The organism is Pseudomonas sp. QE6, assembly GCF_041379005.1.
GTDB lineage: Bacteria > Pseudomonadota > Gammaproteobacteria > Pseudomonadales > Pseudomonadaceae > Pseudomonas.
This window is the reverse complement of the sequence record NZ_CP166873.1, coordinates 5073352-5092882: the sequence shown is the minus strand read 5'-3', so window position 1 is coordinate 5092882 and position 19531 is coordinate 5073352. Positions and strand designations below refer to the sequence as shown.

Here is a 19531-nt window from a genome sequence, read left to right as displayed (position 1 = left end):
GGGCTCGCCATGCTGGTCAAGGTCAGGCCGCTGTGGCAGAGCTGGATTGCCCGGCGGATTCCGCCGTCGCCGTCGCTGCAACTCAACCAGCGGCGCATCTTCATCATCCCCACCCGCCAGGGCGCGGCGTTCGGCGTTGCGCTGACGCTGATGCTGCTGACGGCGATCAACTACCAGAACAGCCTGGCGTACGGGCTGACCTTCCTGCTGCTGTCGCTGTTCATCGTCGCCATCCTGCACACCTACCGGAACCTGGGCGGCCTGCGCCTGACCGCGCTGGGCGCGACGCCGGTATTCGTCGGCGAGCAGGTAGGCTTCCGGGTTCGGCTGGATGCGGAAGGGCGCGCGCGCCAGGCCATCGCCATCGGCTGGATGGCGGAGCAATTGCATTTTGCCGATGTGCCGGCCGAGGGTGCCGAGGAACTGCGGCTGGATGTGGCGGCACAACGGCGCGGCTGGCTGCGTCCCGGTCGGCTGCGGGTGGAGAGCCGTTTCCCGCTCGGCTTGCTGGTGGCCTGGAGCTGGCTCGACCTGGACCAGGCGGGCCTGGTGTATCCGCACCCGCTCGCCAGCGACCTGCCGCTGGAGAGCGGCGCGGCGGCCGATGAGGAAGAAGGCGTGCGCCCCAGCGGCCAGGGTGTCGATGACTTCCAGGGGCTGCGCCCCTACCAGCCCGGCGACTCGCGTCGGCGCCTGCACTGGAAGGCCTACTCCCGTGGCCAGGGCTTGCTGGTGAAGGACTTCTCCGCGCTGGCCGGGCGCAATCTGTGGCTGGACTTCACGCTGCTCGGCGGCGACATCGAAGGACGCCTCTCGCGGCTGTGCTATTGGGTGCTGCAATTGTCGTTGCGCCAGCAGCCGTTCGGCCTGCGCCTGCCCGGCGTGCAATTGCCGGTGGCCACCGGCGATGCCCACCGCGAGGCCTGCCTGCGCGCGCTCGCGCTGTTCGGGGAGCGCCCGTGAACGCGGCACAGCCCATTCCCCGGGTCGCGCTGACCTGGTTGCTGGTGGCCCAGGCCGTGGTGATCATCCCGCACCTGGAGCACCTGCCGCTGTGGATCGTCGGCCTCTGGCTGGGCTGCGCATTCTGGCGCATCCAGGTGTTCCGCATGCGCGCCAACTACCCCAGCGGCCTGGCCAAGCTGGCGCTGGTCGGCGCCGCCGGGCTTGGCGTGTGGTTCTCGCGCGGCTCGCTGATCGGCCTGGACGCCGGCGTGGTGCTGCTGATCGCCGCGTTCATCATCAAGCTGGTGGAACTCAAGACCCGGCGCGATGCCTGGGTGCTGATCCTGCTGGGGTTCTTCGCGGTGGTGACCAGCTACCTGTTCCAGGACGACATCCTCGCCGCCGCCTTCAGCCTGTTGCCGGTGACCGCGCTGCTGGCGGCGCTGATCGGCCTGCAGCAGAGCAACTTCGCCGCCCGTCCCGGATCGACCCTGCGCCTGGCCGGTGGCCTGCTGTTGCAGGCGCTGCCGCTGATGCTCCTGCTGTTCATGCTGTTCCCGCGCCTGGGGCCGCTGTGGTCGCTGCCGATGCCGGGCGGCAGGGCCACCACCGGCCTGAGCGACTCGATGATGCCCGGGGACATGGTGGAACTCAGCCAGTCCTCCGAGCTGGCCTTCCGCGTCAGCTTCAGGGGCGAGTCGCCGCCGCGCTCGCAGCTGTATTGGCGCGCGCTGACCCTGGAGAGCTTCGACGGCCAGCGCTGGACCCAGGCCGGCCAGCGTCGTGATGCGCCGGCGCCGCAGTGGCAACGGCAGGGCGAGGCCCTGGAGTATCAGGTGGTCATGGAGCCGAGCGACCATCCGTGGCTGTTCGTGCTCGATGTGGCCGAGAACGGTGCGAGCGACGCCCAATTGATGAGCGACTTCCGCCTCGAACGTCGATCCCCGGTGCGCCAGAGCCTGCTCTACAACGCCCTGTCCTGGCCCCGAGCATTGCTCGAACCCAGCGACAAGCGCCGCGCCCAGCGCCTCAACCTGAGCCTCCCGGCCGAAGGCAATCCGCGTGCACGGGCCTGGGCGCACGAGCTGCGCGAGCGCTACCCGCAACCCCGCGAACTGGCGCAGGCGATGTTGCGGCACTTCCGTGAGCAGCCTTTTGCCTACACGCTCAAGCCGCCGGCGACCGGGCCGCAGCGCATCGACGGCTTCCTCTTCGATACCCGCGCCGGTTTCTGCGAGCACTATGCCGGCGCCATGACGTTCGTCCTGCGCGCAGCGGGAATTCCCGCGCGGGTGGTGACAGGCTACCAGGGCGGCGAGCTGAACCCCGCCGGCAACTACCTGCTGGTGCATCAGTTCGATGCCCATGCCTGGGTGGAGTACTGGCAGCCGGGCAGCGGCTGGACGCGGGTCGACCCCACCGGGGCTGTATCGCCCGAGCGTATCGAGCTGGGGCTGGAGCAGGCGATGAGTCGCGAGGGCAGTTTTCTCGCCGGCGATCCGTTCTCGCCGCTGCGTTACCGGGGCTTCAGCCTGCTCAACGAACTGCGCCTGAGCTGGGACCAGATCAACTATGGCTGGCAGCGTTGGGTGCTGGGTTACCAGGGCGACCAGCAGGGCGAACTGCTCCGCCGCTGGTTCGGCTCGCCCGACAGTCCCTGGCTGGCGCTGCTCACGGTCGGCGGCGGTGCGCTGTTGCTCGCGGCTCTGGCGCTGTGGCTGTTCAAACCCTGGCGGCGCCAGCGGGATATCCAGTTGCGCAGCTTCGAACGCTTCGAGCAGTTGCTCACGCCCCATGGACTGCGCCGCGATGCGGGGGAGGGGCACCGTGAGTTCAGCGGTCGCGCCATGCTCGCGCTGCCGGCGCAGGCCGAGACGATTCGCGCCTACAGCCAGGCGTTCGAGGCGCAGCGTTATGGCGGCGCCGCCACCGACCCCGCGGTGCTGCGTGCGCATCTGGCGCGGCTGCGGCGGGAACTGCCGTGGCGCTGGCGGCGGCGTCCATGAGGCATGACGACGGTCACTTGCTGGCGGCGGCATGCCAACTAACCTGATAACTCAGCCCACCGTGCGGAGCCTGCCGTGTCCTCCTTCAGCGACTATCTGGTGACCCATCTGATCGAGCAGGAGGTGGCGCTGTTCTCCGCCTCCGCCCGCCTGAGTGCCGGTTCCGACCCCGAAGCCCTGCATGATCTGCGCATCGCCGTGCGCCGCTTGCGCAGCCTGCTGCACCCGGTGCGCGGGATGCCGGGCATCGATGAGCTGGAAGAGTCGCTGGGCGAAGTGGGCCGGCTGAGCGGACCGCTGCGCGACCTCGAGGTGCTGTTGCCGGTGCTGGAGGCCGAAGGCTACGAGCGGGCCGCGGCCCTGCGCCGCCCGGCCCTGCTCTCCGGCTACATCGCGCTGCTGGCGAGCCCCCAGTGGGAGCGCCTGCTGATGCGCCTGGACGGCTGGCCGCAACTGTGGCGCACGGCGGAGCGTCACGCTGTGCTGGGTGGCTTGCACGGCAAGGTGCGCAAGCGCCTGGGCAAGGAATGGCGGAAACTGCGCCTGGCCCTGAAGGACCCGGCGCACGACCGTCACCGCCTGCGCCTGCTGATCAAGCGGGTGCGTTACTCGCTGGAAGCCTATCCGAAGGAGTCGGCGGTGCCGCAGCGCCTGCTCGCTCCGCTGAAGGACGCGCAGACGGCCCTGGGCGAATGGCACGACTATGAACAGTGGCTGATCCGCAGCGAGCGGGAGCTGGACCTGATGCCGCTGCAGCCGCACTGGAACGCCCGCCACGATCTCGCCGAGCGCGAGGCCGACGAGAGCCTGGACGCCCTGCAGAAGGCGCTCGGCTGACAGCATAGAGGACGTTGATGACGCGCCATTTCCTCCGGAGCGAACAACGCTTTGGATGGTGTTCTAGCGCCGGCTGCCGGCCTAAGATCGCTGCCGAATCCCAGAATGGAAGCGATCCATGACCTTCACCGAAATGCTTCAGGCGGTACGCGCCGCGCCGCGCTCCGTGGTCATCCCGACGAGCTGGGCGCAGGGCCGGGCGAGCTTTGGCGGGCTGGTGGCCGCGGCGGCTTACGAGGCCATGCGCGCGGTGACCCAGGAAGGGCGGCCGGTCCGCTCGCTGGCGATCACCTTCGTCGGCCCGGTCGAAGTGGAAGTGCCGGTGAGCTTCGAGGCCGAGGCGCTGCGCGAGGGCAGGTCGGTGAGCCAGGTGTTCTGCCGCGCAGTGCAGAACGGGCAGGTGGTGGCCCTGGTGCAGGGCAGTTTCGGCGAGTCGCGCAGTTCCAGCGTCGAGGTGGAGAACCTTCCACCGCCGGGGTTCCGCGAGCCGGAACACTGCCAGGAGCTGCCGTTCATTCGCAAGCTGATGCCGGCGTTCACCCAGCACATCGCGATGCGCTGGGCACGCGGACACATGCCGTTTTCCTCCAGTCGCGAGGTCGAAATGGGGGGCTGGATGCGTTTTCGCGGTGACGGTGTGGCGGATGCGTCGCTGGAGGTTTCGCACCTACTGGCGCTGATCGACGCCTGGCCGCCGGCGACGCTGCCGCACCTGAAGAGTCCGGCGCCGTCCAGTTCGCTGACCTGGACCGTCGAGTTCATCCAGCCGCAGCCGCAGATGCCGGTCGACGGCTGGTGCCAGTACCGGGCGACCATCGAGCACGCGCGCGACGGCTACGGCCACATTGCCGCGCATTGCTGGGCGCCCGACGGTCGCCTGCTGGCGATCAGCCGGCAGACGGCGACCATCTTCGGCTAGCTCACCGCCAGCTCCGTGCGATTGCGACCGGCATCCTTGGCCCGGTAGAGGGCGCGGTCGGCGCGGGCCAGCAGGCTTTCCAGGCGTACCTCGCCGGGCAGGCATTCGGCCACGCCGATGCTCAGGGTCAGGCGCAGGCGGCTGCCGTTCTCGCAGGTGAAGGACAGCATCTGCACGGCATTGCGCAGCCGTTCGGCGACCAGGAGCGCCTGCTGCGGATCGGTTTCCGGGAGGATCGCGGCGAACTCCTCGCCACCCAGACGGCCGAGCAGGTCGATTTCCCGCAGGCCCTGGCTCAGCTCCCCGGCCACGGCCTTGAGCACCGCGTCGCCGAAGCCATGGCCGTAGGTGTCGTTGATCCGCTTGAAATGATCGATGTCGAGCATCAGTGCCGAGCACTGGCGCCGATAGCGCTGGGCACTCTTGAGCAGGGTGACGCCACGTTTGACGAAGGCGTGGCGGTTCTGCAGGCCGGTCAGCGGGTCGGTGCTGGCGAGCAGGCGCAGCTCCTGCTCCATTGCCTTGCGCTGCTGGATGTCGAAGCTCCAGACCAGTGAGGCGGGTTGCCCCTCGATCTCCAGTTGCCGCGCCCAGACCACCGCCCAGTACGGCGGGTTGCCGGACAGCCGGGTTTCCCAGCCATCCAGTTGGCCGAATTGACCGAGCGCCCGGCGGAAGCGGCTTTCTTCATCGGGGTCGTCGAACAGGCGGGTGAGGTTGAAGCTCTCGTCGTCCGTGCCGGTGCGCTGCAGCAGGCCCGGGCTGACGTAATGGGCGTGGCCGTCATGGTCGTTGAGCAGTGCCACGTCGCTGGGGCTCGTGTCGAGGATGTAGCGCAGCAGCGCCTTGCGCTCGCTCAGCTCCTGGGTGCGTTGCTCCACACGCCTTTCCAGGGACTGGTTGAGGTCGTTGAGGCGTTGCGTGAGCAGCAGCCTGCGTCGCGAGTTGGTGACGACCCGCCAGGTCAGCAGCAGGCAGCTCAGACCCAGGCCGATGAGCACCCAGGTGAGCAGCCTGAAGGCGTGCTGCAGGTCCTGGCGTTCTTCGTCGAGCTGGTTGGTCAGGGCAATGTGGGTGGCGACAATGAGGTCGTGGGTGGGCTTGAGCAGCGCTGGCAACTGGGCCTGCATCTCCCGCGCGATGGCCCGCGCCGCTGCAGGTTGTCCCCAGGGCGCGCGACGGGCCCAGTCCGCGCTGAGCCCCTCGAGACGCCCCAGTGTTTCGTCGACTTCCGGACGCGGCTCGGCGAGGTGATCAAATACCGTGGTCGTGCGCAGCGGCGTCAGCAGGCTGACCAGCACCTCGATGCGGATCGCCAGGGCGTCGCTGTCATCCCGGCCCTCCAGCACGGCCTGGGCGGTATCCAGCGAGCGCTCCAGCTCGGCGCGCAGCTGGTAGGCCTGCCATAGCTCGCTGTGGGCGTTGGGGTGCGCCAGCCGGCGAGCATGCTGGTTGACCAGCAGCTGGGCGGCGCAGGCAGCCAGGGTGAGGGCGGCAATCAGTCCGCAGAGGGCGATGAAGGTCAGGCGACGCCAGCGACGCCCGGGAGGCTGAGGGGGCAAGACGATCACTCCAGGGTAATGCGGCTGACCTGCCAGACGGTCCGGTTGAAGTAGAGCTGGGTGCGCAATTCGGGATGGCTCACCAGCGGGTAAATGATGAACAAGGGGCCGCGCTCGCTGATGCCGATGTACCGGTCATCGCGGCGATAGGCGAGGATCGGCTGGTAGGCGCTCAGGTCGCTCAGCGGGATCAGCGCGGAGTAGTCATTCAGGGCGTCGACGCGCAGGTGTTTCGATTCGCCCAGCTGTGCGGCATCGAACAGTTGGCTGAGCGGAACGCCTTGCCAGCGGGAGATGCGCTTTTCCGCGGGAAGCATGGCGGCGTAGGTCTGCTGGGGAAGGCGTTCCAGTGACGACAGCGACAGGCGCCGAGCTGCCTCGGGACGGCCGGCGATTTCCAGCGAGAGGATGTCGCGCTCGACAGGTCGGGAAGTGGACGGGCTCGCCGCCGCCTGGCTGCCAATAAACAGGCAGGCTAAAAAGCCAAAAAAATGACGAAAAACCGACATCTCGACTGCTCGTGACGTAATCCCGACGATTATATCGGCGAATACCCCTATGACTTGAATGGCCGAAATGCCACACCTTCGTCAGCGCTTGCGATTTTTCCAGGCGCGCCACCAGGCGCCGCTGAGCACGAAACGGGGGAAGGTGATGAATTGTTCGGCGAGCAGCCGGCCAATGGCGTCCTGGCGGTCCGCGAAGGGCTCCGGCGGTTGTTCTTCCAGCTTGTGGCCGCGCCCCTGAATCGCCAGCGAGGCGATGATGCCGATGACGCCCAGGGCGACGCCGCTCAGATGCAGGCGCAGCAGTCCGCTGACGAGGATCACGGCGGCGAGTATGAACAGCGGGACGGCGAGGATGTGCAGCGCCAGGTTGGTGGCGTTGCGGTGGTTGGCGGCGTAGCCCCGCCATTGCCAGGCGAGCAGGTTGGGATGACGTTTGGCCATGGACGGACTCCTGTGCGAAGACAGGCCCGCCGCAGGCGGCGGGCATCTGACAGAAGTCTAGGTCCTGGCTGGGAAGGGCAGCCAATCGGCGCAGGCTATGCGCCCGATAGGAATTACAGTCGCAACTGACGGATCGCGCGGCTGAGTTCGCCGGCGAGGTCTGCCAACTGATGGCTGGTGCCGGCCGACTCCACGGTCTGCTGCACGGTGAGCTCGGTGACGTCGCGGATACCCACCACGGAACGGGTCATTTCCTCGGCGACCTGGCTCTGCTGTTCGGCGGCCACGGCGATCTGCGTATTGCTCTCGCGCATCTGCGCTACGGCGGCGGCGATGGCGGCCAAGGCTTCCCCGGCTTCGCGGGCTTCCTCGACGCAGCCATCGGCCTTGATCGAACTTTCCTGCATGAACTCCACGGCGTCACGGGTGCCGGACTGCAGCGCGTTGATCATCTGGGTGATCTCGTCGGTGGAGTCCTGCACGCGCTTGGCCAGGTTGCGTACTTCGTCGGCCACCACGGCAAAGCCACGACCCATTTCCCCGGCACGGGCCGCTTCGATGGCGGCGTTGAGGGCGAGCAGGTTGGTCTGCTCGGCGATGCCGTGGATCACGCTGACCACGCTGCTGATCTTGTGGCTGTCCTGGGCCAGCTGCTGGATCATCTCGGCGGTCTGTTGCACGCCCTGGGACAGTCCGGCGATGGACTGGCCGACGCGACCGACCACCTGCTGGCCGTTGCCCGCCAGGCGATCGGCCTCCTGCGACTGGTCGCGGGTGTCGGCGGCGTGCTGGGCAATGTGGTGGACCGTCGTGGACATCTCGTTGATGGCGGTGGCGGCCTGGTCGGTCTCGCTCTGCTGGCCGAGCATGCCCTGGCGCACCTGGCCCATGGTGTTGGCGAGGCTGCGCGCGCCTTCGTCGAGACGCCCGGCAGCCTGGGCCACGGTACCGACCACGCGCTGGTAGCCGCCCTGCATGGCATTGAAGGCGGTGGCCATCTGCCCGACCTCATCGCGGCTATCCAGCGGCACGCGCGCAGAGAGGTCGCCGCTCTTTTCCACGTGCAGCATGACATCGCGCAGGGTCAGCAGGTGGGTGAGGATGAAGCGAATCAGCAGTTGCGAGGCGGCCAGCAGCGCGAGCATCAGGATCAGGACGGCGCCGGCGTAGGGCAGGGCGCGATCCTCGAAGACAGTCCAGAAGTCAGCGCCCGGCGCCAGTATGGCGACCCGCTGGCCGTTGCCGATGTCCTGCACGTAGGCGCCGGCCAGCGCGCCGGCACGGCTCTTGACACCCTGCAGATCGACCCAGCCGTTGGCGCGGGAGAGGACGGAGCCGTCGACGCCGGCGATCTGCGGCGCACTGCCGGTGGCAAAGCTGACGAGGCTGGATGAGGACGGCAGCGGCGTGCTCGCCGGCCAGCTCTTGAGCAACTGGGCCTGGGCTTCGGCGCCCTGGCGCGCCTGCTGGTTGCGGGCATCGAGCTCCTGGTGCATGGCGAACAGCACCAGCAGCAGGGTGGTGACGAAAGCGACCGCGTTTACGGCCCAGAATTTGTATTTGAGGGAAATGTCGCGGATCCAGGCGGCCATGATTGTCTTCTTGTCGGTCGAATGGTGGCAAGGCGCCGCCATTGTCATGAAAAGGATGAAGGCTGGCCATTGATGGGGATCAAGCCGCCTTCTACACCCGGGTTAACGGCCGATGGGCGGCAATCTTGAGAACGCCTTCACACCTGCGGCAGGTTGAAGAATCGCCGTGCGCAATCGGTGCTGTGAGCGGCAACCTGCTCGGGGCTTTCGCCGCGATGCTGCGCCACGCAGGCCAGCACTTCGGGCAGGTAGGCCGGCTCGTTGTGGCCGTGCTTGGGCCTGGGCCGCAGCGTGCGCGGCAGCAGGTAGGGGGCATCGCTTTCCAGCATCAGGCGGCCTGCGGGGATTTCCTTCACCAGTTCCTGCAGATGGGTGCCGCGGCGCTCGTCGCAGATCCAGCCGGTGATGCCGATGTGCAGGTCCAGGTCGAGGTAGCTGTAGAGCGCGCGGCGCTCGCCGGTGAAACAGTGCACCACGGCGGCGGGCAGCTGGTCGCGGAACTCCTTGAGGATCGCCAGCAGGCGCTCGGCGGCGTCGCGCTCGTGGATGAATACCGGGCGTTGCAGTTCCACCGCCAGGGCGAGTTGTTCCTCGAAGGCCTTTTCCTGCAGTGGGCGTGGCGAAAAGTCGCGGTTGAAGTCCAGCCCACACTCGCCGACGGCGCGTACCCGGTCCTCCGCCAACAAGCCGCGCAGTACCTTGGCGCTGCCGCTGTCCCAGTGGCTGGCCTCGTGCGGATGGACGCCCGCGGTACAGAAAAGACGCTGGTTTTCGTCCAATTGCCGGCACAGGTCCAGGGCCTGTTCGCTGTCGCCCACGCTGGTGCCGGTGAGCACCATCTGCACGACGCCGGCCTCGATGGCGCGGGCGAGTACCGCTTCACGTTCCGCGGCAAAGCTCGGATGAGTGAGGTTGACGCCGATGTCGATCAGTTGCATGGTGCTTCCCTTGGTTCGGGCGAGCAGCATAGCAGAACCTCTGTTTTTCCTTGAAAATCGTTCAAAAACAGATAGTTGAAGCCACTTCTGAAAGTGCTTCCGGAATTTCGGGTTGGCATCCGGCCCCTGCTGTGAGACCCTCGCGCGCCCTCGGCGGCCGGGAACTTGCGGCCAACGCCGCGCTCTGATCGGGCCGGTGCCGTGTGCGAACCCCCTGGAGAGCTGGATGACGCGACTGTTGCTGCTGATGCTGTGCCTGGCGGCCTTGATGCCACTGCCGGCGGCTGCGCGCCTGACGACCCAGCCGGAAAACTGGGAGCAGGACAGCGGCAGCCGCCATGACCTCGCCAGCATCCGCTCCGGTGGTGTCCTCCGTGTCCTGGTCAATCAAAGCCGCAACAGTTCCGGTGAGATCAAGGGCGAACCGATTGGCGTCGAATACCGCCGCCTGCGAGCCTTCGAGCAGTACCTGAACGACTCCGCCCAGGGCCGCAAGCCGCTCACCATCCAATTCATTCCCAAGGCCAAGGATCAACTGCTCGGCGCGCTGCAGCGCGGCGAGGGCGACCTGGTCGCGCCCGGCGAAGTCCTGCTTGCCCGCGATGGACAGAATGTCAGCGCCAGCTTGCCGTGGAAGGAAGACGTGCCGCTGGTGCTGGTGACCAAGCAGGGCAACCGCCGCCTCGTGCGCCTGGAGCAACTCGCCGGCCGCACCGTCACCCTGCCGGCCGGCAGCGCGGCGGGCGACGCCATCCAGCGGGTCAACGAGCGCCTGGCACAAAAGCGGATGGCGCCGATGGTGCTGGAGTGGACCGACTCCTCGCTGGCCGTGGAAGACGTGCTGGAGATGGTCCAGGCCGGCATCTTCAATTACACCGTGGTCGAGCAGCCCATCGCCGAGCGCTGGGCCAAGGTCTTCACCAAGCTGCGCATCGACCGGCACCTGGTGCTGGACAACACCGAGAGCATGACCTGGTACGTGCGCCGTGATGCGCCGATGCTGCGCGCCAGCGTCAACGGCTTCCTCAAGGGCTATCGCGCGCCAGCGGACCAGGACAGCGCCTTCCAGCGCCTCTACCGCCGCGCCTACCAGGTGCGCAATCCGCTGGTGGCTACCGATCGCAAGCGCCTGGAGGCGGTGCGTCCGACCTTGCAGCGTTACGGCGAACAGAACAAGGTCGACTGGCTTGCGCTGGCGGCGGTGGCATTCAAGGAGTCCAACCTCGATGCCAGCGCGCGCGGCTCCGGCGGCGCAACCGGCCTGATGCAGATCACCCCGGCGGCAGCGCGTTCCGTGGGCGTGGATACCGTGCACCAGAAGGAGAACAACGTGCAGGCCGCCAGCCGCTACATGGCGATGCTGCGCAAACGCTTCTTCTCCAGCCCGCGAATCAGCGAGCGCGATCGTATGGCTTTCGTGCTGGCGGCATACAACGCCGGGCCCGAGCGGATCCAGAGCCTGCGCGCGGAAGCCAAGCGCCAGGGGCTCAACCCCAACCAGTGGTTCTTCCAGGTCGAGCGGGTGGCGGCCGAGCAGCTGGGCATAGGCGTGGTGAACTATGTCAGCAGCATCAACAAGTACTATCTTGCTTATCAGCGTGAACGTGATGGCCTGGAGCCACGGGAGAGCGTGGCAGCGATCAAGAAGTGATTAATTAATTCGATAGTTATTAGTGCAATTTTGCGCTTTTTGTATCGGAATAATTGGCTATATTGATCCCCAAGCAACCACGGTTGCAGCCCACTCTTCCCTGCACAAGGAATCACCATGAGCTCGCTGATCAAATCCATCATGTCCACCAACGCTGGCGCTGGTCTTGCTGTCCTGCGCATCACCACCGGCCTGACCTTCATGGCTCATGGCTCGCAGAAACTCTTCGGTGCCTTCGGCGGTCCGGGGTTGCAGGGCATGGCGGGATGGCTGGAGTCCATCGGCGTGACCCCCGGCTACCTGATGGCCACCTTGGCCGGCAGCGCGGAGTTCTTCGGTGGTCTGGCGCTGGTGCTGGGCCTGCTGGTGCGCCTGGCGAGCATTCCGCTGATCGTCGCCATGCTGGTTGCCGTGTTCAGCGTGCACCTGGCCAACGGTTTCTTCATCCAGGCGAACGGCTTCGAATACGCCTTCACCCTGATCATGATCAGCGTTGCGCTGCTGATCAGTGGCGCCGGCCCGTTCTCCCTGGACCGCAAGCTGTCCAGCTGATACCGGTCGCGAAAACGAAAGGGCGGACACCCCGAGGTGTCCGCCCTTTTTCTTTGTCTGCCCGGATCAGTGGAAGAGGTACTGCACGCCACCATTGATCAGGCCGCCGCCGACCAGCAGGAAGACGAACAGCCCGGCGCCCAGCAGCAGCGGCTTCGGCCCCTCCTTGCGCAGGTCGCCCAGGCGGGTGGCCAGGCCCAGGGCGGCCATGGCCATGCCCAGCATCACGTCGTCCAGCTGTTGCAGCGGTGCCAGCCAGATTTCCGGGACCCAGCCCAGCGAACGCAGCCCGGTGACCAGCAGGAAGCCCACGGCGAAGCCGGGGATGTGCAGCTTGCGACGCTGGCCCGGCTCGGCGGTTTCGGCGCAGCCGACGCGGCCGAGAATCAGCAGCGCCGGGGCCAGCAGCAGTACCCGCAGCATCTTGCTGATCAGCGCGGCATCGGCGGCGGCCGGGTCCATGGCGCGACCGGCGGCGACCACCTGGGCAACTTCATGGATGGTCGAGCCGGTGAACACGCCGAATGCCTGCTCGCTGCCGAACAGGTTTGGCAGGGCCGCGTAGATCAGTGGGTGCAGCAGCATCGCCAGGGTGCCGAAGAGCACCACGGTGGCCACCGCGACGGCGGTGTGCTCGGCGCGCGCCTTGAGCACCGGGCTGCTCGCCATGACCGCCGCGGCGCCGCAGATGGCGCTGCCGGCGCCGATCAGCAGGGCGCTTTCACGCGGCAGCTTCAGCCAGCGTTCGCCGATCCACCAGGCCATGCCCAGGGTGCTGGCGACCATCAGCACGTCGATCACCAGAGCGGCGGGGCCGAGGGCGGCGATGTCCTGGAAGGTCAGGCGCAGGCCGTAGAGCACCACGCCCAGGCGCAGCAACTGCTGGCGGGACAGGTCGACGCCGGGACGGATGCCGCCGAATCGGGCCAATCCGAGATTGCCCGCCAGCAGGCCGATCAGGATGGCCAGGGTCAGGCTGCCGAGGCCCAGGTGTTGCAGTGCGGGAATTTCCATCAGTTGGCGCGAGCCGAAGGCGATGGCGAGGCAGAGCAGGGCGCCGGGCAGGAAGTAGGGCAGGCGGCGAAGGGCGTTCATGAATGGCTCCTTGTGTAAGGTGAAACCATGGTGCCGCACCTATGCTTAGTGTAAAAACGGATTGTTCTTATTGAGTTGACCGGTTTTATCGATATGGGCCCGCGCATCACCCTTCGCCAGTTGGCGACCTTCACCGCCATCGCCGAGCTGGGCAACGTCACCCAGGCGGCTGCGCGCATCGCGCTATCGCAGTCAGCGGCGAGCCAGGCGTTGCAGGAACTGGAGCGCGCATTGGGGACGCGCCTGTTCGATCGCAGCGGCAAGCGCCTGGCGCTGAACGACAACGGCCGTGTGTTCTACCCGAAGGCATGCGCACTGCTGGCCCAGGGGGAGGAACTGGAGAACCTGTTCGAGTCCGCGCCGGTGCAGCTCAGCCTGGGGGCGAGCCGCAGCATTGGCGGCTATCTGCTGCCGCAGGTGATGGCCGGTTTTCTCGCCGAGCTGCCGGAAAGCCGCCTGCAACTGCAGGTGGCCAACAGTCGCGATGTGATCGAAGCGCTGGCCGAGTTCCGCCTGGATGTCGCGTTCATCGAAGCGCCGATCCAGCATCCGCAGATCCAGCTCACGCCCTGGGCCGCCGATGAGCTGTTGCTGGTGGCCGCGCCGGATCACCCGCTGGCACTGGTGCGCCAGGTCACCCTCAAGGATCTGGCGGCGGCGCGCTGGGTATTGCGCGAGGCCGGGTCAGGCACCCGCGTCACGTTCGAGCAGCAGGTACTGCCGCGCCTGGGCAGCGTCAACGCGCCCCTGGAGATCAGCAATGCCGAGGCGATCAAGCATCTGGTCGGTCGCGGAGTGGGAATCGGTTGCCTGTCGGAGCGCGTGGTGCAGGCGGAGTTGGCGCGGGGAGAACTGGTGCGACTGGACAATCCGTTGGGACCGTTGCGCCGTACCTTCTTCCGCGCGCTGCATATCGACAAGTTCCCCACGGCGGGGCTGCGCCGCTTCCTCGATTACGCGCAGTCAGGCGTGGTCTAGCGCCCATTCGCCGAGCGGACGGTAGCGTACGCCGGTCGGGCTGTTTTCCGAGCTGTACAGGGTGATGGCGCGGGCCGGCAGCTCGAAGGACGGCTGCGCGGCCGGCAGGTTGTGTGCGTGACGCGCCAGGGTGAGGTGCGGATGGAAGGGGCGCGGCTCGACCTCGAAGGCGTGGGCCTGCAGCGCGTCGCGCAGGGCCTGCACCAGCTCGTGGAGTTCAGTGGGCACCACGCTTGGCGCGAGGTGCAGGATGCCGTTCTTCCAGCGCGCCAGGTGGTCCAGCTGCAGGGTGAAACCGCGCCGCGGCAGGCCTGCGCCGATGGCCAGCAGCTCTGCCTTGCGGCCACGGGGGATGGCGCCGAGGAAGGCCAGGGTCAGGTGCAGGTTGGCTTGCGCCACGTTCTGGCCGTCCAGGTGCAGGCCGTCGCGCCAGGCGCAGATCGCCTCCGCCAGCGCAGGTGGACAGGGTAGGGCGAAGAACAGCCGAAGCGGGGGTGTGCTCATTCCGGGATTCCTTGACTGAAGTCGCCTTGACAGTATCGCCGGGCCTTATCTAGGATGCCGCTCAGCGCCGATTTAAGTAGCAACTTGCGGGGCGCGGATGCGGCGAAGCCGACATCGAAATACCGCTAAAGCGCTGGTTTCGGTGTGCCTCTCGCCGCGTCCAGCAGGACCCAAGAGGCGGAGACATGACACCATGACCTGTCCCAACCCGCACGTGCGCCTGGCTCCCATCACTACCGGCCTGGTACGTCGCAACCCGAAGATTCTCCTGGGCGGCAATCACCAGCCCACCCTCGTCCGTTACCTCGATGGCTGGCCCAAGCGCTGGAACGGCTCGCGGACCTTCCTGATCCAGTTCGCCGAAACCGTCGCCGACATCGCCCGTTTTGCTTCCGACAGCTTCGACTTCGCCGTGGTCCAGGCGCCCAGCGCCGAGCACCTGGAGTCCACCGTTCGCGAGCTGACCCGTGTCGCCCGCCAGGGGCTGATCACCCGGCGTCCGCAGCCGCTCTGAACCATTTATGTAGGAGCGAGCTTGCTCGCGAAACGGAGTCACCGGCAGCGTCGAAGTTCGGGCGGGTTCGCGAGCAAGCTCGCTCCTACAGAAGCATGTGCCTTCACTGTGCCGATGATGGCTCAGGGATACTCGATCTCGATCACGAACCACATCTTCTCGCCCGACGGGCTGCGCACCATCACCTCGGCGTCCAGCTCCTTGCCCACCAGGGCGCGGGCGAGCGGCGAGTCGATGCTGATGTGGTTGTTGCGCAGGTCGAGTTCGTCCGGGCCGACGATGCGATAGCGTGCCTGCTCGCCGTCCTCGTCCTCCAGCGTGACCCAGGCGCCGAAGTAGACCTTGTTCGGGTCGGCCGGGCGCTCGCTCACCACCTTGCAGTTTTCCAGGCGCTTGCGCAGGAAGCGCACGCGGCTGTCGATCTCGCGCAGCATCTTCTTGCCGTAGGTGTACTCGGCGTTCTCCGAACGATCACCCTGGGCCGCCGCTTCGCTCACCGACTGGGTGACCTGGGGGCGGCGTACGTTCCACAGTTCGTGCAGCTCGGCGCGCAGGCGCGCTTCGCCTTCGGGGGTGATCAGCGGGGTACCGGCGGGGCGGGGAGGGCGATAACGGCTCATGGCTTCCGAGGTGACGGGGATGATGACGGGAGTCTACCCGATCAGCCTTCGCGCAGCAGGCGCAACGGGCTCACGCTCAATGCCCGCCGGGTGCCGAGCAGTCCGGCGCCGCCGACCAGTAGCGCGCCCAGCACGGGCAGCGCGAGCAGCCAGGGATGCGGGCTCCACGGCAGGTCGAAGACCAGCCGGTAGAGCAGGTAGCTGATCAGCTCGCAGCCCAGCGCCGCCAGCAGCCCGCTGACCGCGCCGAGCAGGGCGAACTCGCTGCGCCGGGTGCGCATCAGCAACTGGCGTTCCGCGCCCAGGGCACGGAGCAGGGCACCCTGGCGCAGGCGTTCGTCGAGGGTGGCCTGCAGGCCGGCGAAGAGCACCACGAAGCCGGCGGCGAGGACGAACACCAGCACGTACTCCACCGCCAGCGTCACCTGGTCGAGGATGCTGCGCAGCTGCGCGAGCAGTGCGTCCACCGGCAGCAGCGTGACGGTCGGGAAGGCGCGCGCCAGTTCGATCAGGTCCCGCTCCTGGCTGGCCGGCAGGTAGAAGCTGGTCAGGTAGGTCACCGGCAGGTCGGTCAGGGTGCCGGGCTCGAAGACCATGAAGAAGTTGGGCTGGAAGTTGTCCCACTTCACCGAGCGCAGGCTGCGCACCTGTGCCTCGCGGGTCTGGCCGGCAACGCTGAAACTCAGGCGGTCGCTGACTTTCAGGCCGAGATTGCTGGCGAGTTTTTCTTCCACCGACACACCGGGCAATGTGCTCTTTTCGCCAGCCTGCCACCACTGGCCGGCGACGATCTGGTTACCCGCGGGCAGGCGTGCCGACCAGGTCAACCCGAGGTCGCGTTGCAGGGCGCGTTCGCTGCGCACGTCTTCGTTCAGCGCGTGGACCGGCTGGCCGTTCACCGCCACCAGGCGGCCGGGCACCATCGGGTAGAGGTCTTCGGCGTTGGGTGAGAGCTGCTTCACCCGCTGCTCGAAGCTGTCCTTCTCGGCAGGGAGGATGTTCAGCGCGAAGTGATTCGGCGCGTTCGCCGGCAACTGCGAATGCCAGGTGTCCAGCAGCTCGCCGCGCAGCAGCGAGATGAGCGCCATGGCCAGCAGGATCAGGCCGAAGGCCAGGCTTTGCCCGGCGGCCGCCAGCGGGTAGCGCAGCAGTTGGCCGACGCCGAGGCGCCAGGGCAGGCTGGCGCCTTGCAGTGCCCTGCGCAGGCCGCGCAGGGCGAGCAGCAGGATGAAGCCGAGGATCACCGCGGCGATGGCGCCGCCGCCGAGCAGGGCGAGGGTGAGTTTCAGGTCCAGGCTCAGGCGCCACATGATCAGGCCCAGGGCGATCAGCGCGCAGGCATAGGCCATCCAGGTGCGCATCGGCACTGGCAACAGGTCGCTGCGCAATACCCGCAGCGGCGGCACGCGGCCGAGGGCGGCCAGCGGTGGCAGGGCAAAGCCGGCGAGCGCGACCAGGCCGGTCGCCATGCCCGCCAGCGCAGGGGCTGGCCCGGCCCCGGGAATCTGCGGCGGCAGCAGGTTGCCCAGCAGGTGCATCAGGCCCATCTGGGCGAGCCAGCCGAGGAGGGTGCCGCAGAGGCTGGCAACCAATCCCAGGGTGAGCAATTGCGTTCCATAGAGAAGCAGGGCTTCCCGGCGCGACAGGCCGAGGCAGCGCAGCAGTGCGCTGGCGTCGAAGCGGCGGTTGGCGAAGCGGTTGGCCGAGAGCGCCACGGCGACACCGGCGAGCAGCACGGCGGCGAGGCTGGCGAGGTTGAGGTAGCGTTCGGCGCGGCCGAGGGCGTCGCCGATCTGTCGGTTGCCGTGGTGGGCGTCCTGCAGTTGCTGGTTGGCGGCGAGGCCGTCCTGCGTTGCTTTTCGATAAGCCTGCAGCGCTTCGGGCGAGCCGCCCCACAGGTCGCGGTAGCGTACGCGGCTGCCGGGCTGGACGACACCGGTGGCGTCCAGGTCCTGCAGGTTCATCAGTACCCGTGGCGTCAGGCTGTAGAAGTCGCCGGCGCGGTCGGGCTCGTAGGTCAGCACGCGAGCGATGCGCAGGGGCTTGCGACCGATGTCGACGCTGTCGCCGACCTTCAGTTCAAGGCTCGCCAGCAGGCGCGATTCGACCCAGATTTCCCCCGGCTGTGGCCGTCCGCCTTGGACTTCGGGCTGCAGGGGCTCGGGCGCGCTCTTGAGTTCGCCGCGCAGGGGGTAGCTGTCACCCACCGCCTTGACGCTGCTGAGCTGGATGCCCTGGTCGGTGGCTACCACACTGGAAAACTCGACGCTGCGCGCATGCTGCAGGCCGAGCTTGAGGCCGCTGTCGATCTGTTCGCCGGCGGCGGGTTGGGTGCCGCTGAGCACCAGGTCGGCGCCGAGGAATTCGGCGGCGCGCACCAGCATGGCGCCATTGAGCCGGGCGCTGAAATAGCCGATGGCGGAGCTCGCCGCGACCGCGATCAACAGGGCGAAGAACAGTACCCGCAATTCGCCTGTGCGGCCTTCGCGCCACAGCTGGCGCAGGGACAGGCGGAACAGGTTCGGCAGCGACAATGGCTTCATCGGCTCTCGTCCGTCAGGGTTCGACGTGATCGATCAGGTGGCCGCTTTCCAGGCGGATCAGGCGCTGGCAGCGGTGGGCCAGGCGTTCGTCGTGGGTCACCAGCACCAGGGTGGTGCCGCGTTCGCGGTTGAGTTCGAACAGCAGGTCGCTGATCCGCTCGCCGGTGTGGGTGTCGAGGTTGCCGGTGGGTTCGTCGGCGAACAGTACGTCCGGCTCGGCGGCGAAGGCGCGGGCGATGGCGACCCGCTGTTGCTCGCCACCGGAGAGCTGGCGCGGGTAGTGGGTCAGGCGCTGGCCGAGACCGACGCGCTCTAGCAGCTCGCGGCCGCGTTGGCGGGCGTCCGCGCGGCCATCGAGCTCCAGCGGCAGCATCACGTTCTCCAGGGCGGTGAGGCTGTCGAGCAACTGGAACGACTGGAATACGAAGCCGACATGGGCGGCGCGGACGCGTGCGCGCTGATCCTCGTCCAGACTGCCCAGCGCATGGCCGAGCAGGACGATGTCGCCGTCGGACGGCAGGTCGAGCCCGGCGAGCAGGCCCAGGAGAGTGGATTTGCCGGAACCCGAGCTGCCGACGATGGCCAGGCTGTCGCCGCGGGAGAGGTCGAGGGAGAGGTCGTGGAGGATCGTCAGCTTGCCTTCCGCGCTGGAAACAACCTTGCTAAGGTTCCGCGCGGTGAGAATGCGTTCGCTCATGGAGAATCCGATGCGTGCATGGCTAATGGGCGGCTGCCTGGCGTTGCTTCTGATTGCGCAGCAGGCCGCGGCGCAGACGCTGTTGGTCGTCGGCGATAGTATCAGCGCCGGTTTGGGGCTGGATACCAGCCAGGGCTGGGTGAGCCTGCTGGACAAGCGCCTGAAGGAGCAGGGTTTCGACTACAAGGTGGTCAACGCATCGATCAGCGGAGACACCAGTGCGGGGGGGCTCGCGCGCCTGCCGGCGCTGCTTTCGGAGCAGAAGCCGACGCTGGTGGTGATCGAGTTGGGTGGCAATGACGGGCTGCGCGGAATGGCGCCGGCACAATTGCAACAGAATCTTAGCGGGATGGTTCAGCAGTCGCAGCAGGCGGGTGCCAAGGTGCTGCTGCTGGGCATGAAGCTGCCGCCGAACTACGGACAGCGCTATACCGACGCGTTTTCCAGGGTGTTCGAGACGGTCGCCCGGGAGCAGAACATCTCGCTGGTGCCGTTCTTCCTCGAGGGGGTCGGCGGGGTGCCGGGAATGATGCAGGCCGATGGTATTCACCCGGCCATCGCAGCGCAGCCTAAACTGCTCGACAATATGTGGCCGGCGCTCAAGCCGCTACTCTGAATTCCGCTGTAT

General features: G+C 67.4%; 19 protein-coding genes. 9 read left to right on the top strand and 10 right to left on the bottom strand.

Translation table 11 applies throughout. The annotated features are described in order from the left end of the window. Positions 1-9 precede the first annotated feature (9 nt). The 4 genes from ACAW63_RS23260 (at position 10) to ACAW63_RS23245 (ending at position 4707) form a co-directional block, all read left to right on the top strand. On the top strand, positions 10-963 hold the full coding sequence (locus ACAW63_RS23260) for a DUF58 domain-containing protein (protein ID WP_371229302.1): 954 nt from the start codon (positions 10-12) through the stop codon (positions 961-963). After that, positions 960-2951 (top strand): DUF3488 and DUF4129 domain-containing transglutaminase family protein, encoded by a 1992-nt coding sequence (locus ACAW63_RS23255; RefSeq protein WP_371229300.1) that lies wholly within the window; start codon positions 960-962, stop codon positions 2949-2951. Before ACAW63_RS23260 ends, ACAW63_RS23255 begins: the two co-directional genes overlap by 4 nt. A 75-nt stretch (positions 2952-3026) precedes the next feature. Beyond that, a complete protein-coding gene (locus ACAW63_RS23250) occupies positions 3027-3788 on the top strand; it encodes a CHAD domain-containing protein (RefSeq protein WP_371229297.1) in 762 nt (253 codons plus the stop codon). 118 nt (positions 3789-3906) lie between these two features. Then, positions 3907-4707, top strand: a complete 801-nt coding sequence (locus tag ACAW63_RS23245; RefSeq protein WP_371229295.1) for an acyl-CoA thioesterase — start codon at positions 3907-3909, stop codon at positions 4705-4707. On the opposite strand, the gene ACAW63_RS23240 is transcribed toward ACAW63_RS23245, so the two are convergent. The 5 genes from ACAW63_RS23240 to ACAW63_RS23220 all read right to left on the bottom strand — a co-directional run bounded on the left by ACAW63_RS23240 (position 4704) and on the right by ACAW63_RS23220 (position 9749). Beyond that, entirely contained in the window at positions 4704-6269 is a 1566-nt protein-coding gene (locus tag ACAW63_RS23240; protein ID WP_371229292.1) for a GGDEF domain-containing protein, read from the bottom strand. The genes ACAW63_RS23245 and ACAW63_RS23240 overlap by 4 nt on opposite strands. A 5-nt stretch (positions 6270-6274) precedes the next feature. Continuing rightward, positions 6275-6778, bottom strand: a complete 504-nt coding sequence (locus ACAW63_RS23235) for a molybdopterin-dependent oxidoreductase (RefSeq protein WP_371229290.1) — start codon at positions 6776-6778, stop codon at positions 6275-6277. 81 nt (positions 6779-6859) lie between these two features. Then, a complete protein-coding gene (locus ACAW63_RS23230; protein ID WP_371229287.1) occupies positions 6860-7219 on the bottom strand; it encodes an Mpo1-like protein in 360 nt (119 codons plus the stop codon). A gap of 113 nt (positions 7220-7332) precedes the next feature. Next, the gene (locus ACAW63_RS23225) at positions 7333-8811 is read right to left on the bottom strand and encodes a methyl-accepting chemotaxis protein (RefSeq protein WP_371229284.1); all 1479 of its coding nucleotides are present in this window, start codon (positions 8809-8811) and stop codon (positions 7333-7335) included. Between the two features lie 137 nt (positions 8812-8948). Next, entirely contained in the window at positions 8949-9749 is an 801-nt protein-coding gene (locus tag ACAW63_RS23220; protein ID WP_371229281.1) for a TatD family hydrolase, read from the bottom strand. 226 nt (positions 9750-9975) lie between these two features. Here ACAW63_RS23220 and ACAW63_RS23215 point away from each other — a divergent pair, with 226 nt between their 5' ends. Both ACAW63_RS23215 and ACAW63_RS23210 read left to right on the top strand, forming a co-directional pair. Further along, positions 9976-11400: a transglycosylase SLT domain-containing protein gene (locus tag ACAW63_RS23215; protein WP_371229278.1), complete on the top strand. Its 1425-nt coding sequence runs from the start codon at positions 9976-9978 to the stop codon at positions 11398-11400. A gap of 117 nt (positions 11401-11517) precedes the next feature. Beyond that, the gene (locus tag ACAW63_RS23210) at positions 11518-11952 is read left to right on the top strand and encodes a DoxX family protein (RefSeq protein WP_275611082.1); all 435 of its coding nucleotides are present in this window, start codon (positions 11518-11520) and stop codon (positions 11950-11952) included. 66 nt (positions 11953-12018) lie between these two features. On the opposite strand, the gene ACAW63_RS23205 is transcribed toward ACAW63_RS23210, so the two are convergent. Further along, complete coding sequence (locus tag ACAW63_RS23205; protein WP_371229275.1) at positions 12019-13047, bottom strand: YeiH family protein; 1029 nt, start codon at positions 13045-13047, stop codon at positions 12019-12021. Positions 13048-13140: 93 nt separating this feature from the next. Here ACAW63_RS23205 and ACAW63_RS23200 point away from each other — a divergent pair, with 93 nt between their 5' ends. Further along, positions 13141-14025 carry a LysR family transcriptional regulator gene (locus ACAW63_RS23200; RefSeq protein WP_371229272.1) on the top strand — a complete coding sequence of 295 codons (885 nt, stop codon included), beginning with the start codon at positions 13141-13143 and terminating at the stop codon, positions 14023-14025. Here ACAW63_RS23200 and thpR read toward each other — a convergent pair. After that, entirely contained in the window at positions 14011-14529 is a 519-nt protein-coding gene (gene thpR / locus ACAW63_RS23195; RefSeq protein WP_371229269.1) for an RNA 2',3'-cyclic phosphodiesterase, read from the bottom strand. The genes ACAW63_RS23200 and thpR overlap by 15 nt on opposite strands. A gap of 193 nt (positions 14530-14722) precedes the next feature. On the opposite strand from thpR, the gene ACAW63_RS23190 reads away from it, so the two are divergent. Then, positions 14723-15043 carry a hypothetical protein gene (locus tag ACAW63_RS23190; RefSeq protein ID WP_331318999.1) on the top strand — a complete coding sequence of 107 codons (321 nt, stop codon included), beginning with the start codon at positions 14723-14725 and terminating at the stop codon, positions 15041-15043. Positions 15044-15165: 122 nt separating this feature from the next. On the opposite strand, the gene greB is transcribed toward ACAW63_RS23190, so the two are convergent. The 3 genes from greB to ACAW63_RS23175 are packed head-to-tail and all read right to left on the bottom strand — an operon-like array spanning position 15166 to position 18903. Beyond that, on the bottom strand, positions 15166-15663 hold the full coding sequence (gene greB, locus ACAW63_RS23185; protein WP_275611087.1) for a transcription elongation factor GreB: 498 nt from the start codon (positions 15661-15663) through the stop codon (positions 15166-15168). 41 nt (positions 15664-15704) lie between these two features. Beyond that, a complete protein-coding gene (locus tag ACAW63_RS23180; RefSeq protein ID WP_371229266.1) occupies positions 15705-18206 on the bottom strand; it encodes an ABC transporter permease in 2502 nt (833 codons plus the stop codon). Between the two features lie 13 nt (positions 18207-18219). Further along, positions 18220-18903: an ABC transporter ATP-binding protein gene (locus ACAW63_RS23175; RefSeq protein ID WP_275611089.1), complete on the bottom strand. Its 684-nt coding sequence runs from the start codon at positions 18901-18903 to the stop codon at positions 18220-18222. A gap of 10 nt (positions 18904-18913) precedes the next feature. On the opposite strand from ACAW63_RS23175, the gene ACAW63_RS23170 reads away from it, so the two are divergent. Further along, complete coding sequence (locus ACAW63_RS23170) at positions 18914-19519, top strand: arylesterase (protein ID WP_371229263.1); 606 nt, start codon at positions 18914-18916, stop codon at positions 19517-19519. The last annotated feature ends 12 nt before the right edge of the window (positions 19520-19531 follow it).

Coding starts and splice junctions, on each gene's coding strand:
- ACAW63_RS23225 (WP_371229284.1), bottom strand. CDS start 8,811: ATGGCCGCCTGGATCCGCGACATTTCCCTCAAATACAAATTCTGGGCC.
- ACAW63_RS23200 (WP_371229272.1), top strand. CDS start 13,141: ATGGGCCCGCGCATCACCCTTCGCCAGTTGGCGACCTTCACCGCCATC.
- ACAW63_RS23260 (WP_371229302.1), top strand. CDS start 10: ATGCTGGTCAAGGTCAGGCCGCTGTGGCAGAGCTGGATTGCCCGGCGG.
- ACAW63_RS23205 (WP_371229275.1), bottom strand. CDS start 13,047: ATGAACGCCCTTCGCCGCCTGCCCTACTTCCTGCCCGGCGCCCTGCTC.
- ACAW63_RS23245 (WP_371229295.1), top strand. CDS start 3,907: ATGACCTTCACCGAAATGCTTCAGGCGGTACGCGCCGCGCCGCGCTCC.
- ACAW63_RS23180 (WP_371229266.1), bottom strand. CDS start 18,206: ATGAAGCCATTGTCGCTGCCGAACCTGTTCCGCCTGTCCCTGCGCCAG.
- ACAW63_RS23190 (WP_331318999.1), top strand. CDS start 14,723: ATGACCTGTCCCAACCCGCACGTGCGCCTGGCTCCCATCACTACCGGC.
- ACAW63_RS23230 (WP_371229287.1), bottom strand. CDS start 7,219: ATGGCCAAACGTCATCCCAACCTGCTCGCCTGGCAATGGCGGGGCTAC.
- ACAW63_RS23170 (WP_371229263.1), top strand. CDS start 18,914: ATGCGTGCATGGCTAATGGGCGGCTGCCTGGCGTTGCTTCTGATTGCG.
- thpR (WP_371229269.1), bottom strand. CDS start 14,529: ATGAGCACACCCCCGCTTCGGCTGTTCTTCGCCCTACCCTGTCCACCT.
- ACAW63_RS23220 (WP_371229281.1), bottom strand. CDS start 9,749: ATGCAACTGATCGACATCGGCGTCAACCTCACTCATCCGAGCTTTGCC.
- ACAW63_RS23235 (WP_371229290.1), bottom strand. CDS start 6,778: ATGTCGGTTTTTCGTCATTTTTTTGGCTTTTTAGCCTGCCTGTTTATT.
- ACAW63_RS23210 (WP_275611082.1), top strand. CDS start 11,518: ATGAGCTCGCTGATCAAATCCATCATGTCCACCAACGCTGGCGCTGGT.
- ACAW63_RS23215 (WP_371229278.1), top strand. CDS start 9,976: ATGACGCGACTGTTGCTGCTGATGCTGTGCCTGGCGGCCTTGATGCCA.
- ACAW63_RS23175 (WP_275611089.1), bottom strand. CDS start 18,903: ATGAGCGAACGCATTCTCACCGCGCGGAACCTTAGCAAGGTTGTTTCC.
- greB (WP_275611087.1), bottom strand. CDS start 15,663: ATGAGCCGTTATCGCCCTCCCCGCCCCGCCGGTACCCCGCTGATCACC.